This window comes from Pseudomonas sp. FG1 (assembly GCF_034313875.1).
Taxonomy (GTDB): Bacteria; Pseudomonadota; Gammaproteobacteria; order Pseudomonadales; family Pseudomonadaceae; genus Aquipseudomonas; species Aquipseudomonas veronii.
In genome coordinates this window covers 3,808,812-3,823,240 of the sequence record NZ_JAVIWP010000001.1, presented here as the reverse complement: position 1 = coordinate 3,823,240, position 14,429 = coordinate 3,808,812, and the positions used below count along the sequence as shown (strand labels likewise).

Sequence of the window (14,429 nt, the reverse complement as noted above, 5' to 3'; positions counted from 1 at the left end):
TTTCCCCTTGCCAAAACTATAAATACCCGCGGGAGAAGTCATGAATATCAAGCAAAAGCTGACCTGGGCGTTTGCGGCCATCGCGTGCGTGCCGGTTATCCTGGTGGCGGTGCTGGTGGTGCTGAACCTGCGCGAGGCGGCTGTGGCCAATTTCCTCGACAGCAGCGGCCGCGAGATCCGTCAGATCGATAACGGCATGAAGCAGTTCTTCGACGGCATCAGCCAGAACGTCGAGTACGTGGCCAAAGACCCTCGCGTTGTCGCGGCCAAGGAGCTGAAGAACTACGCCGGTGCCGACGCCGCACAAATCCCGCTGACGCCGACGAATAAAGAGCTGCTGGCGATATTCGAGCAGTTCGCCAAAAGCCATCCAAGCACCGCCTACCTGTCCCTGGGCCTGAGCGACGGCGGTTATGCGAGCTGGCCTGACGACACCAAACTGAACAACTACGACCCGCGTGTACGCCCCTGGTACAAAGCCGCCGTGGCCGCTCCGGGCACCACCGTGCGGACCGGGGCCTATTACTGGGCGCCGGACGATGTGGTGCTGATCGGCACGGTCCACACTGTGGTCGACGCCAGCGGCACCCTGCTCGGCGTGGTCGGCCTGGACGTCTCGCTCAAGCAGCTCACCGAACTGGTGCGCAACATCAAGCTGGGCGACAGCGGCTACCTGATGCTGGTGGAAGCCAACGGCAACGTGCTGGTGGACCCCAGCGACGCCAAGCACAACTTCAAGCCGATGGCCGAACTCGGCGCCAACTACGCCGAACTGGCCAAGCGCGGCGACGGCGTGACCCGAGTGGATATTGATGGTGTGGCCTACATGGCCAACGTGGTCAGCTCCAAAGACCTGGGCTGGCGCTTTATCGGCTTGATCAAGCGCGACGAAGTCATGGCCGACGCCACCCGCCTGACCTGGCTGATCGCAGCCATCGCAGCGGTACTCGCCGTGGTCTTCGCGATTGTCGGCGCGAGCTTCGCCAGCATGATCGTGCGCCCGATTCGCGGGGTCGCCGACGGCCTGCAAGAAATCGCCGAAGGTGAAGGCGACCTCACCCGCCAACTCAAGGTGCAAGGCAAGGACGAAACCGCCAGCCTGGCCGGCTGGTTCAACCAGTTCCTGGGCATGATCGCCCAGTTGGTACAGCGCATCGGCAGCGCATCCTCCGACCTGCAAAGCGCCGCCGCCGACACCCGCGAAGTGGCCAACAACCTGAACCAGGCCGCCGGTCGCCAACGTGAAGCCGTGGAGCTGGTGAGTACCGCATTCAACGAAATGGTGGCCACCGCCAACGAAGTCGCCCGCTCCTGCAGCGCCGCCGCATCCAGCGCCGACGCAGGCTACCGCGATGTACACGACGGCCAGCAGCATATCGGCGAAGCCACCGGCAGCGTGCTCAAACTGAGCGAAGACCTGCAAAAGTCGACCCAGACCATGCAGCAGTTGGAGCAGGACAGCAAAAACATCAACACCATCCTCGACACGATCCGCTCGATTGCCGAGCAGACCAACCTGCTGGCGCTCAACGCGGCGATTGAAGCCGCGCGCGCCGGTGACCAGGGCCGCGGCTTCGCGGTGGTCGCCGACGAAGTGCGCGCCCTGGCCCGCCGCACCGCCGACTCCACCGGCGAGATCGACAGCCTGCTCGGCAACCTCGCGCGCCGCACCCAGGAAGTCACCCTGCAGATGCAGGGCAGCCTGCAGGTGTCGCAAACCAGTGTGGAACGCATCCAGCAGGCCCGCGACAGCTTCGACAAGATCCAAGGCTCGGTGGACTCGATCCGCGACCAGAACACCCAGATCGCCACCGCCGCCGAGGAACAGCACCAGGTCGCCGAACAGATCAACCAGCACATCGCGCAAATCCACGCCGATGCCCAACTGGTGGAAGACTTTGCCCACTCGGCGCAGACCGGCTCTGGCCGTTTGACGGATATCTCCGGGCAGCTCAAGGGCCTGGTAGGCCGCTTCAAGTTCTAACCGGCGAGGCAAGGCAGGGTTCTAGGCCGCGCCTTGCTGGTATTCCCGCGGCGTACAGCCAAACTCACGGCGAAACACCGTATGCAGGTACTGCGCCGACTTGAAGCCACACTGCTGCGCCACATCGGCAATCGCCAGGGCGTGGTTTTCCAGGCCTTTGGCGGCGGCGGCGAGTTTGAAGCGCAGGATCTCGTCATGCACGCTGCACCCGCGTGTCTTGCGAAAGTGCGATTCCAGGGATGAGCGCGATACACCGACATACGCCGCGACCTGGGCGGTCTTGATGCCCTGGCAGGCGTACTGGCGGATGAACAGCAGCGCCTGCATCACATACGGATTGCCCAACGGCTGATGCAAGCTGGAAGCCTGCACATTGATTGCATCCGGTGGCACCAGGATCTGCGTGCCGGTGCAGGGTTTGCCGTGCAGCATCTGATGCAGCAGCGCGGCGGCCGTGCGGCCCATGGTTTCCGTGCCCTGGATCACCGAACTCAGCGGCACCCGCGTGAGGGTGCGGGTCAGCGGGTCATTGTCGATGCCGATCAACGCCACCTCCTCCGGCACGGCGATACCGGCAGTGAGGCAGGCCTGCAGCAATTGCCGGGCGCGGGCGTCGGTGACGGCGATGATGCCGATGGGCTTGGGCAGGCTTTGCAGCCAGGCGATCTGCTGCTCCACCGCGCTGTCCCACAACGGCGCGCTGGTGCCCAGGCCGCGGTACACCTCCACCGGCAAACCATCGCGTTGCAGCAGGTGCTTGAAGGCCTTTTCGCGCTCCTGGGCCCAGCGATTGGCCTGGGCTGGCGGCAGGCTGAAACAGGCAAACCGGGTCAGTCCGGCCTCGATCAAATGCTCATACGCCAGCTTCATCAGCGCATGGTTGTCGGTGGCCACGTAGGGGATGCCCCTGGGGTAGGCACGCGCATCCTCATAGGAACCGCCCACCGCCACCACCGGCAGCTTGATATCGGCCAGTGCCTCGCCGATCAGCGGGTCGTCGAAGTCGGCAATGATGCCGTCGCCCTGCCAGCGCTCGATGCCTTTGAGGCGGCACAAAAAATCTTCCTCCAGGAACAAATCCCAGGACGCGCGGGTGCTGCTCAGGTAATTGCCGATGCCGGTGATGATGCCGCGGTCATAGATTTTGCTGCCATTGAACAGCAAGGCGATGCGGTGGACGGGCGGTAGGGTTTTCATTGTTTTTGTCCTGAGGCCGGTCGCCACAGGTTAGACCCCGCCACTCAAAATCGCACTACGCCTTGACGATTTTCATAATCGCCGGGCCCAGTGCCGTTGCTAGTATCCAGACACCGCCAAGAACAATAAGGAACACGCCATGACGTACTTCCCCGGTGTCGAGAAGGTTCGCTTCGAAGGCCCCGCCAGCGACGCCCCCCTCGCCTTTCGCCACTACGACGCCAACAAACTGATCCTCGGCAAACCGATGCGCGAACACCTGCGCATGGCCGCCTGTTATTGGCACACCTTCGTCTGGCCCGGCGCGGATATGTTTGGCATGGGCACCTTCAAGCGCCCGTGGCAGCGCAGCGGCGAGCCGATGGAAGTGGCGATCGGCAAGGCCGAGGCGGCCTTTGAGTTTTTCTCCAAGCTGGGCATCGACTACTACAGCTTTCACGACACCGACGTGGCGCCGGAAGGCAGTTCGCTCAAGGAGTACCGCAACCACTTCGCGCAGATGGTCGATCACCTCGAACGCCACCAGGAACAGACCGGCGTCAAACTGCTGTGGGGCACCGCCAATTGCTTCAGCAACCCGCGCTTTGCCGCCGGCGCCGCGAGTAACCCGGACCCGGAGGTGTTCGCCTACGCCGCCGCCCAGGTGTGCAGCGCGATGAACGCCACGCTGCGGCTCAAGGGCGCCAATTATGTGCTGTGGGGCGGCCGCGAAGGTTACGAAACCCTACTCAATACCGACCTCAAGCGCGAGCGCGAACAGCTCGGGCGCTTTATGCACATGGTGGTGGAGCACAAGCACAAGATCGGCTTCAAGGGCGACCTGCTGATCGAACCCAAGCCCCAGGAGCCGACCAAGCACCAATACGATTACGACAGCGCCACGGTGTTCGGCTTCCTGCATGAGTACGGCCTGGAACACGAGATCAAGGTGAATATCGAGGCCAACCACGCGACCCTGGCCGGGCACAGCTTTCATCATGAGATCGCCACCGCCGTGTCCCTCGGGATCTTCGGCAGCATCGACGCCAACCGCGGCGACCCGCAGAACGGCTGGGACACCGACCAGTTCCCCAACAGCGTCGAGGAGATGACCCTCGCGACGTATGAAATCCTCAAGGCCGGCGGCTTCAAGAATGGCGGCTACAACTTCGATTCCAAGGTGCGCCGCCAGAGCCTGGACGAGATCGACCTGTTCCACGGCCACGTCGCCGCCATGGATGTGCTCGCCCTGGCGCTGGAACGCGCGGCGGCGATGGTGCAGAACGATCGGTTGCAGCAGTTCAAGGACCAGCGCTATGCCGGCTGGCAGCAACCGTTGGGCCAGGCGGTACTGGCGGGCGAATTCAGCCTGGAATCCCTGGCCGAACATGCGTTTGCCCACGAACTCAACCCGCAGGCCGTGAGTGGTCGGCAGGAGATGCTCGAAGGCGTGGTCAATCGGTTTATCTACACCTGATCACGCAGCCCCCTGTATAGGAGCGAGCTTGCTCGCGAAAAACGTCAACGATGACGCGTGATGCCTGGATAAACGTGTCGAGTTCGCGATTTTCGCGAGCAAGCTCGCTCCTACACCGGGGGCGGCGGTGACATTTGCGCGACAAATCTACGCACAGAGCGTCGAGGGACGCTCTACAGTTCTACCCGCACCACGCTGTGTCTTTCCAACAACAATAAAAGGACGCACCACCATGAAGTCATTTAAACGCACCCTGCTCGCCTCTGCCCTGGCCCTGCTCGCCCTGCCGGTCATGGCCGATCCGGCCCATCCGAAAATCGGTTTTTCCATCGACGACCTGCGCCTGGAACGCTGGTCCCGTGACCGTGACTACTTCGTCGCGGCGGCGGAAAAACTCGACGCCAAGGTGTTTGTGCAGTCGGCCGATGCCAACGAGCAAAAGCAGATTTCCCAGATCGAAAACCTGATCTCCCGCGGCGTCGACGTGATCGTGATCGTGCCGTTCAACGCCACCGTGCTGACCAACGCCATCGCCGAAGCCAAGAAGGCCGGGATCAAGGTGGTGTCGTATGACCGCCTGATCCTCAACGCGGATATCGACGCCTATATCTCCTTCGATAACGAAAAGGTCGGCGAGATGCAGGCCAATGGCGTGCTGCAGGCGGCGCCCAAGGGCAACTATTTCCTGCTCGGCGGTGCGCCCACCGACAACAATGCCAAGGTCCTGCGCGAAGGCCAGATGAAAGTGCTGCAACCGGCCATCGACAAGGGCGACATCAAGATTGTCGGCCAGCAGTGGGTCAAGGAATGGAACCCGACCGAAGCCCTGAGCATCGTCGAAAATGCCCTGACCCGGAACAACAATAAGATCGACGCCATCGTCGCCTCCAACGACGCCACCGCCGGCGGTGCGATCCAGGCCCTGGCCGCGCAGAAACTGGCGGGCAAGGTGCCGATCTCCGGGCAAGACGCCGACCTCGCCGCCGTCAAGCGCGTGATCGACGGCACCCAGACCATGACCGTGTACAAGCCGCTCAAACTGATCGCCACCGAAGCCGCCAAGCTCTCGGTGCAACTGGCGCGCAACGAGAAGCCCACCTACAGCTCGCAATACGACAACGGCAGCAAGAAAGTCGACACCATCCTGCTCACCCCGACCCCGCTGACCAAGGCCAATATCGACCTGTTGGAGAAGGACGGCTTCTACACCAAAGAGCAGATCGGCCTGTAGGAGCGGGCTTGCCCGCGAAAAACGTCAACGATAACGCGGGCATCCTGGATGTGCGCGTTGCCTGAGGGTTCTTCGCGAGCAAGCTCGCTCCTACGGGAAACCGCGTTTCTTCGGCCTTTTGTGTGAGCCATCGCCATGTCGCACTACCTGCTGCAAATGAACGGCATCGTCAAACGCTTTGGCGGTGTCAACGCGCTCAACGGCATCGATATCAAGGTGCGGCCGGGGGAATGTGTCGGCCTGTGCGGCGAGAACGGTGCCGGTAAATCCACCTTGATGAAGGTGCTGTCGGCGGTTTATCCCCATGGCACCTGGGACGGCGAAATCCTCTGGGACGGGCAGCCGCTCAAGGCCCAGTCGATCAGCGAAACCGAGGCGGCCGGCATCGTCATCATTCACCAGGAACTGACCCTGGTGCCGGACCTGTCGGTGGCCGAGAACATCTTCATGGGCCACGAGCTGACCCTGCCCGGCGGGCGCATGAACTACCCGGCGATGCTGCACCGCGCCGAAGCGTTGATGCGCGAGCTGAAGGTGCCGGACATGAACGTCGCGCTGCCGGTGTCGCAGTATGGCGGTGGCTACCAGCAACTGGTGGAGATCGCCAAGGCCCTGAATAAACAGGCGCGCCTGCTGATTCTCGACGAGCCCTCCTCGGCCCTGACCCGCTCGGAAATCGAGGTGCTGCTGGAGATCATCAAGGGCCTCAAGGCCAAGGGCGTGGCCTGCGTGTACATCTCCCACAAGCTCGATGAAGTGGCGGCGGTGTGCGACACCATCACGGTGATCCGCGACGGCCAGCACATCGCGACCAGCGCCATGGCCGACATGGATATCCCCCGGATCATCACGCAGATGGTCGGGCGCGAAATGAGCAACCTCTACCCCACCGAGCCGCATGAGATCGGTGAGGTGATGTTCGAAGCGCGCCATGTCACCTGCTACGACGTCGACAACCCCAAGCGCAAACGCGTGGACGACATCTCCTTCGTACTCAGGCGCGGGGAAATCCTCGGCATTGCCGGGCTGGTCGGCGCCGGGCGCACGGAGCTGGTCTCGGCCTTGTTCGGCGCCTACCCCGGCCGCTACAGCGCCGAAGTCTGGCTCGATGGCCAACTGATCGACACGCGCACGCCGCTCAAATCGATCCGCGCCGGGCTGTGCATGGTGCCCGAGGACCGCAAGCGCCAGGGCATCATTCCCGACCTGGGCGTGGGCCAGAACATCACCCTGGCGGTACTCGACACCTACGCGCACCTGACGCGCATCGACGCCGAGGCCGAACTGGGCAGCATCGACCGGCAGATCGCGCGCATGCACCTCAAGACCGCCAGCCCGCTCTTGCCGATCACCAGCCTGTCCGGCGGCAATCAGCAAAAGGCCGTGCTGGCGAAAATGCTCATGGCCAAGCCCAAGGTGCTGATCCTCGACGAACCCACGCGCGGTGTGGATGTGGGCGCCAAGTATGAGATCTACAAACTGATGGGCGCGCTGGCGGCCGAAGGCGTGGCGATCATCATGGTCTCCTCGGAACTGGCCGAAGTGCTCGGCGTGTCCAACCGCGTGCTGGTGATCGGCGACGGCCAGTTGCGTGGGGATTTCATCAACGAAGGCCTCACCCAGGAACAGGTCCTCGCCGCTGCGCTCAGCCAAAATAATAATGATCGGAAGACCGCTTAGATGAATCAGCTCAAACAGCTGTTTACCCGCTACAAAATGCTCGCGTTGGTGATCGCCGTGGCGTTCATCTGGCTGTTTTTCAGTTGGCAGACCGAGGGCGGTTTCCTCACCCCGCGCAACCTGTCCAACCTGCTGCGGCAGATGTCGATCACCGGGATTCTGGCGTGCGGCATGGTGCTGGTGATCATCAGCGGCGAGATCGATTTGTCGGTGGGCTCGTTGCTCGGCTTGTTGGGCGGGCTCGCGGCGATTCTGGACGTGGTCTATCACCTGCCGCTGCTGGCCAACCTGAGCCTGGTGGCGCTGTGCGGGTTGATGATCGGTTTAACCAACGGCTACATGACCGCGTACCTGCGCATCCCGTCGTTTATCGTCGGTTTGGGCGGCATGCTGGCGTTTCGCGGGATTCTGCTGGGCATCACCGGCGGCACCACCATCGCACCGGTGTCGCCGTCGCTGGTGTACGTGGGCCAGGGCTATCTGCCGCATGCGGTGGGCATCGGCCTCGGGATTTTGCTGTTTGCCCTGACCCTGTTTTTAACCTGGAAACAACGGCGCAACCGCGCACTGCATGGCTTGGCCGCACACTCATTGATGCGCGACGTGCTGCGCGTGGCGGTGATCGGCGCGGTGCTGGCCGGGTTCGTCACCATCCTCAACAGCTACGACGGCATCCCGGTGCCGGTGCTGCTGTTGCTGGTGTTGCTCGGCGTGTTCAGCTACGTCACCAGCCAGACCGTATTCGGCCGCCGCGTGTATGCGGTGGGCAGCAACATGGAAGCCACGCGCCTGTCGGGCATCAACGTGCAGGCCGTCAAACTGTGGATCTTCGGCATCATGGGCGTGATGTGCGCCCTCGCCGGCCTGGTCAACACCGCACGCCTCGCCGCCGGTTCACCGTCGGCGGGCAACATGGGCGAACTCGACGCCATCGCCGCCTGCTTTATCGGCGGCACCTCCATGCGCGGCGGCTCGGGCACGGTGTATGGCGCGCTGCTCGGGGCGCTGGTGATTACCAGCCTGGATAACGGCATGTCGATGCTGGATGTGGACAGTTACTGGCAGATGATTGTGAAGGGCAGCATTTTGGTGCTGGCGGTGTGGGTGGATGTGAGTACGCGGGCGGGTCGGCGGTGAGCCCCACTCTCCCATGTGGGAGGGACGGTGCGACGGTTCGACTTGCTCCCGATGGCTGTGGGTCAGCCAAGTCATTGTCGACTGAGCCACCGCCATCGGGGGCAAGCTCCCTCCCACATGGACCGCATTTCATTGGAGTTAGTGGCATTTGGTCATGGTTTTTAAAGGGCCAGCAAGCCGGGTCGCTTTAAATTGCAGGACGTTTCCTAGACAATTTGCGCCGCCTTGTGCCTGTTGGAATCGATGGCTAGTCTGCGGTCCGTCACTGCTCATCAGTGATCGGGTTTAGTCGCCCGGACTCCAAATTCGGCGCAATGGTCCATGCAGTTTATGGTGGCTGTGCGCAGGGCGCCTTTGGGTGCGCCGGAGTTTCCGATTTTGGCCGGTCGACTAACCTGCGTACAGCCGCCACCTTCGTTTAGTCGCGACCGGTTCGGCTCCTTACTCAAAATTCGGAGTTACACCATGAATAAAGCCCTACCCGACCCACCCATCGATCCCACCAAAGACCGCGCTGCCTTCAACCGCGCCATCGACCATTACCTGCCCACCCAAGGTTTCCACGCCGTCAACGAAGACCTGAGCTTCGAAGACGCCCTGCTCTACACCGCCAGTCTGCTGGACAGCGCTTCGGCGACGGCGCTGGATTGCGGGGAGCTGCTGGAGAAACCGGAGCGGGCGAAGATCCTCGCGGTGTGGCATTTGCTGGAAATCGCCAAAACCACGGTTGACCGCGCCATCGAATGCCTCAGGCCCACGAAGACCGCTGCCTGACCACGCACAAAAAATGTGGGAGGGAGCTTGCTCCCGATAGCGGTGGTTCAGGCACTCATGCAGTGACTGCCACTGCGCCATCGGGGGCAAGCCCCCTCCCACATGGACCGCATTTCATTGGAGTTAGTGGCATTTGGTCATGGTTTTTAAAGGGCCAGCAAGCCGGGTCGCTTTAAATTGCAGGACGTTTCCTAGACAATCTGCGCCGCCTTGTGCCTGTTGGAATCGATGGCTAGCCTGCGGTCCGTCACTGCCAAATCAGTGATCGGGTTTAGTCGCCCGGATTCAGAACAGGCGCATGGTCCCATGAAGCTCAATGGTGGCTGTGCGCAGGGCGCCTTCGGGCGCGCCGGGTTCCTGTTCTGACCGGTCGACTAACCTGCGTACAGCCGCCACCTTCGTTTAGTCGCGAAGAGTGCCGTCTCCTTGATCAGACAGGAGTTTCACCATGACCAAAGCCCTACCCGACCCACCCATCGATCCCACCAAAGACCGCGCTGCCTTCAACCGCGCCATCGACCATTACCTGCCCACCCAAGGTTTCCACGCCGTCAACGAAGACCTGAGCTTCGAAGACGCCCTGCTCTACACCGCCAGTTTGCTGGACAGCGCTTCGGCGACGGCGCTGGATTGCGGGGAGCTGCTGGAGAAACCGGAGCGGGCGAAGATCCTCGCGGTGTGGCATTTGCTGGAAATCGCCAAAACCACGGTTGACCGCTCCATCGAATGCCTCAGGCCCACGAAGACCACTGCCTGACCACGCACAAAAAATGTGGGAGGGAGCTTGCTCCCGATAGCGGTGGTTCAGGCACTCATGCAGTGACTGCCACTCCGCCATCGGGGGCAAGCCCCCTGCCACATGGGTTTCTCTGTGTTCCTTAGGCTGTCATTTTGAGACGGGCATCGCAAACTCCGCACCTTGCTCAATGCTCTCCGACCAACGCTGCATGATCGACTTCTGCTTGGTGTAGAAGCGCACGCCTTCGGTGCCATAGGCATGCATATCGCCGAACAGGCTCTTCTTCCAGCCGCCAAAACCGTGCCAGGCCATCGGCACCGGGATCGGTACGTTGATGCCGACCATGCCCACTTCGATACGCCGTGCGAATTCGCGGGCGATGTTGCCGTCGCGGGTGAAGCAGCTGACGCCGTTGCCGAATTCGTGGTCGTTGACCAGTTTCACCGCTTCGGCAAAATCATTCACGCGCACGCAGGCCAGCACTGGGCCGAAGATTTCTTCGCGGTAGATGCTCATCTCTTGAGTCACATGGTCGAACAAGGTCGCGCCGAGCCAGAAGCCGTTTTCCAGGCCGGGTTCGGTCGGCACGTAATCGCGGCCGTCGAGCAGCAGCTGCGCGCCGGCCTGGACGCCTTGTTCGATGTAGCCGCTGATGCGCTCCAGTGCCGCGCGCGAGACGATCGGGCCCATTTCGGCCTTGAGGTCGCGGCCGTCGGTGATGCGCAGTTGCTTGGCCCGCTCGGTCAGGGCGGCGATGACTTTGTCACCCACATCGCCCACCAGCACCGCCACCGAGATGGCCATGCAGCGTTCGCCGGCACTGCCATAAGCGGCGCCCATCAGCGCGTCGACGGTGCGTTCGATGTCGGCGTCGGGCATCACCACCATGTGGTTTTTCGCGCCGCCCAGGCCTTGCACGCGCTTGCCGTGGCGCGCGCCGGTTTCGTAGATGTATTGGGCGATCGGCGTGGAGCCGACAAAGCTCACGGCCTTGACGTCCGGGTGTTCGATCAGCGCGTCCACCGCTTCCTTGTCGCCCTGCACCACGTTGAACACGCCTTTGGGCAAACCGGCTTCACGCAAAAGCTCAGCCATGAACAGCGCGGCGCTCGGGTCGGTCGGGCTGGGCTTGAGGATGAAGGTGTTGCCCGCCGCGATGGCGATCGGGTACATCCACATCGGCACCATCACCGGGAAGTTGAACGGCGTGACGCCAGCGACCACGCCCAGGGGCTGGCGCATTGTCCAGTTATCCATGCCACGCGAGACCTGATCGGAGTGTTCGCCCTTGAGCAGGTTGGGAATGCCGCAGGCGAATTCGAGGATGTCGATGCCACGGTCGACTTCGCCCTGGGCATCGGTAAACACCTTGCCGTGTTCGGCGACGATGATGCGCGCGAGGTCGTCCTTGCGTGCGCGTAGCAGGTGCAGGTATTCGAACAATACGCGGGCGCGGCGGATCGGCGGGGTATCGGCCCAACTGGCGAAGGCGGCCTGGGCAGCGGCGACGGCTTCGCCGACGGTCTGGCGGCTGGCCAGGGCGACGCGCCCGGTCACGGCGCCGGTGGCCGGGTTGTAGACGTCCTGAAAGCGATCATCGCGGCTCACGCGCTGGTCGTTGATGTAGTGCTCGATGGTGCTGGTCATGGCAGTAGGTCCCAGGTGGGTAGCGTTGGGACACACGATAGGCTTTCGATTTGTTCCGAACCAGAGCAGAATCCAGAACTGATTGTCCTTATAGGCGAACAATAACCCCATGGAAAAGTCTGAGATCGAAGGGCTGTGGAGCCACATTCACTGGCTCTCGGTGCTGGAAGAACACGGCACCTACACCGCCGCCGCTGCGCGCCTGGGGGTGAGCAAGTCGGCGGTCAGCCAGCGCATCAGCGACCTGGAAAAAGCCACCGGCACGCGCCTGGTCACCCGCACCACCCGCAGCGTGCGCCTGACCGACGCCGGGCAGTCACTGACGCGGGACGTGCGCAGCGCCTACGAACAGATCGCCCGCAGTTTTTCTTCGGTGCGCGACGCCGCCGGGGAAATCCGCGGCCTGGTGCGCTTGACCGCGCCGGTCGCGTTCGCCCGGCAGCAACTGGTGCCGCACCTGTCGGCCTTCCTGCAACTGTACCCGCAGGTGCGAGTGCAGCTGGAGGTGTCGGATGCCTTGAGTTCACTGGCCGCCGAAGGCTACGACCTGGCGGTGCGCCACGGTTTTCAGGTGCCGGAAACCCACGTCGCATGGAAGCTGTGCGACACCACCTCGGTGCTGGTCGCCACCCGCGACTACCTGCAACGCCACGGCGAACCGCGCACCCCCGGCGAGCTCAGCGCGCATAACTGCCTCTACTACCCGCGCGGCACCGAGCAGCCCGCCTGGACCTTCGAGCGCGGCGGCAAAACCCTCGAACGGGTCACCGTGCCGATCGCCGGGAGCTTCTCGACCAACAACAGCGAAGCCTTGCGCGACTCGGCGCTCAATCACCTGGGCATCGCCCTGCTCCCGGATTTCAGCGCCCATGCGGCGCTGGCCGGCGGCACGCTGGTGCAGGTGCTCAAGGGCTGGACGCTCAAGGGCGCGTTTGCCGATGAGATTTACTTGATACGGCCCTACTCGCCCCATGTGCCCAAGTCCGTAAGTGCATTGGTGGGTTATCTGAAGGAAAAACTCTCCGGAGGCTTTCGTGTCACGGGTTGACCGCCTCATCGCTGAGCCGCTGCCGGCTGGCGCGTTTGGGTGGGCGGCAGGTAGGCGGATCGCTCGATCACATCCGTGCGTACCGCCGAAGGTTGCCCCGCCGGGTTACGCGCAAAGCTGCACAGGGTGACGGGCAGTTGCGAGAGCGGGTAACTCGTTCCGCCCGTGGCGAGGATGTAGCGGACGTCGTCATTGTCACGGCAGGCAGCTTCCGCCGAGGTGTCCACATAGAAGTAATGGTGGCTGAAGGCGGTTTGCGGGTCGTCCCAGTTGACGCTGTAGTTCAGGCCGATGCGCGGGACCGGCGCCGGGTCGGTCAAGAACACCGAGTGGGTGAACGCATTGTGCAGCAAGGCCGGCGTCAACGGCTCGCCGGGGGTTTGGACGCCGATGATGCACAGCACATACGCCCCCAGCGCCGGGCCGATGGCCTGATTGATGTAGCCCTGGGTTGACGCAATGGCACGTTGATAACCATTGGGCAGCCTGCATTCATTGACGTTGCGCACAGCCTTGAAGCGATAGAACGGGTCCTGGATCGAGAACCTGATGTTCCAGGTGGGCTGCACACTCTGCCCGAATTCGCCCAGTTGCATATGCACATAGGGGTTGAGCTTCCAGGGTTCCTCAAGGTGGATATCGACGGCTTTGAGCTGGCAAGCAGGCGTCTCGTTCGAGAATTGGCCCTCGACAAAACAACGGTGCAGGTCGTTGGCGGGATAGCTGTAGTTGAACTTGGCCGCTTCACACGCCGAGACGTTCTGGCAGTTGTTGAGGATGTCTTTTTTAATGACCGCCGCGACTTTGCTGACAATGCCGGTGACTTCATTGGTATGCCGGTCCAGCATCGGGCTGCCGGAACTGCCGTACTGCAGGTCATTGCAGCGGTTTTTCAGGGCGCCGGGAAACACCCCGGGATGCTCGACAAAGCTGTTGGTCGCGGTTTCCTTGCAGGCACTCATACGCAAGCCCTTCTGGCGAAACCCGCTCGGCGAACCGACATTCACGACCTCACGTTCCCCGGTACTTTGATGGGTGGCGAGCTTGAGCGGCATGATGCCGTCGGTGATCAGCCCGGCGAGTGAGGTATCCAGTTCGAGCACCGCCAGATCAGTGCCGACCATGCTGGTCCAATGCGCCGTTTTAATGCGAAACGTGCGCTGTTGCGCCGATGTGTCGTGGAAATAATTGAACGTGATGCTCGCCTCGATGGCTTGGTTGACATGGGCCGTGCCGAAGCTGAAGTACACACAATGCCCACTGGTCAAGACATACGCCGGGCCGACGGCCTTGCTCTGGCGGTTGCGGGTGTCCAGCAGCACCGCGTTGTAGGTTTGGCCGATCGCATTTTTCAACAAACCGATACCGGACCACAGCGCGTAACGCTGGTCGTGGTTCTGCAGCGCCAGGGAGGCGCTGCCATCGTTCAGTCCCTCGGCCAGGTCTCTGGCGTGGGTGTGACCGGTAAGGCAAGGCAACAGCAGTAACACGAGGGGGAAGATGCAGCGGGTCAGCATGGTCGAACGTCCGGGTGGC

At 62.5% G+C, this 14,429-nt stretch carries 10 protein-coding genes and 2 pseudogenes; 9 read left to right on the top strand and 3 right to left on the bottom strand.

Annotated elements, in window-relative coordinates; genetic code table 11:
• Positions 1–40: 40 nt before the first annotated feature.
• Positions 41–1,123: pseudogene (locus RGV59_RS31775) on the top strand (cache domain-containing protein); the annotation flags it as partial.
• A 318-nt stretch (positions 1,124–1,441) separates the two neighbouring features.
• A pseudogene (locus RGV59_RS31770) lies at positions 1,442–1,984 on the top strand (methyl-accepting chemotaxis protein); the annotation flags it as partial.
• Positions 1,985–2,005: 21 nt separating this feature from the next.
• Here RGV59_RS31770 and RGV59_RS17740 read toward each other — a convergent pair.
• On the bottom strand, positions 2,006–3,181 hold the full coding sequence (locus tag RGV59_RS17740; protein ID WP_126587217.1) for a XylR family transcriptional regulator: 1,176 nt from the start codon (positions 3,179–3,181) through the stop codon (positions 2,006–2,008).
• A gap of 139 nt (positions 3,182–3,320) precedes the next feature.
• Between RGV59_RS17740 and xylA the strand changes: the two genes are divergently transcribed.
• From xylA to RGV59_RS17710, 6 genes are all read left to right on the top strand, one after another.
• Positions 3,321–4,637 carry a xylose isomerase gene (gene xylA, locus RGV59_RS17735; RefSeq protein ID WP_046383928.1) on the top strand — a complete coding sequence of 439 codons (1,317 nt, stop codon included), beginning with the start codon at positions 3,321–3,323 and terminating at the stop codon, positions 4,635–4,637.
• 232 nt (positions 4,638–4,869) lie between these two features.
• Positions 4,870–5,868, top strand: a complete 999-nt coding sequence (gene xylF, locus RGV59_RS17730) for a D-xylose ABC transporter substrate-binding protein (protein ID WP_017847900.1) — start codon at positions 4,870–4,872, stop codon at positions 5,866–5,868.
• Between the two features lie 135 nt (positions 5,869–6,003).
• Positions 6,004–7,548, top strand: a complete 1,545-nt coding sequence (gene xylG / locus RGV59_RS17725; protein ID WP_046484049.1) for a D-xylose ABC transporter ATP-binding protein — start codon at positions 6,004–6,006, stop codon at positions 7,546–7,548.
• Positions 7,549–8,685 carry a sugar ABC transporter permease gene (locus RGV59_RS17720; protein ID WP_046484048.1) on the top strand — a complete coding sequence of 379 codons (1,137 nt, stop codon included), beginning with the start codon at positions 7,549–7,551 and terminating at the stop codon, positions 8,683–8,685.
• A gap of 465 nt (positions 8,686–9,150) precedes the next feature.
• Positions 9,151–9,459 (top strand): DUF6124 family protein, encoded by a 309-nt coding sequence (locus tag RGV59_RS17715; protein WP_322247019.1) that lies wholly within the window; start codon positions 9,151–9,153, stop codon positions 9,457–9,459.
• Positions 9,460–9,907: 448 nt separating this feature from the next.
• Positions 9,908–10,216: a DUF6124 family protein gene (locus RGV59_RS17710; RefSeq protein WP_017847906.1), complete on the top strand. Its 309-nt coding sequence runs from the start codon at positions 9,908–9,910 to the stop codon at positions 10,214–10,216.
• A gap of 129 nt (positions 10,217–10,345) precedes the next feature.
• Here the strand turns inward: RGV59_RS17710 and RGV59_RS17705 are convergent, their stop codons facing one another.
• Entirely contained in the window at positions 10,346–11,845 is a 1,500-nt protein-coding gene (locus tag RGV59_RS17705) for a CoA-acylating methylmalonate-semialdehyde dehydrogenase (protein ID WP_126587216.1), read from the bottom strand.
• Between the two features lie 109 nt (positions 11,846–11,954).
• Between RGV59_RS17705 and RGV59_RS17700 the strand changes: the two genes are divergently transcribed.
• Entirely contained in the window at positions 11,955–12,893 is a 939-nt protein-coding gene (locus RGV59_RS17700) for a LysR family transcriptional regulator (protein WP_102618279.1), read from the top strand.
• A gap of 5 nt (positions 12,894–12,898) precedes the next feature.
• Here the strand turns inward: RGV59_RS17700 and RGV59_RS17695 are convergent, their stop codons facing one another.
• Positions 12,899–14,410, bottom strand: a complete 1,512-nt coding sequence (locus RGV59_RS17695; RefSeq protein WP_322247018.1) for a trypsin-like serine peptidase — start codon at positions 14,408–14,410, stop codon at positions 12,899–12,901.
• Positions 14,411–14,429 lie beyond the last annotated feature (19 nt).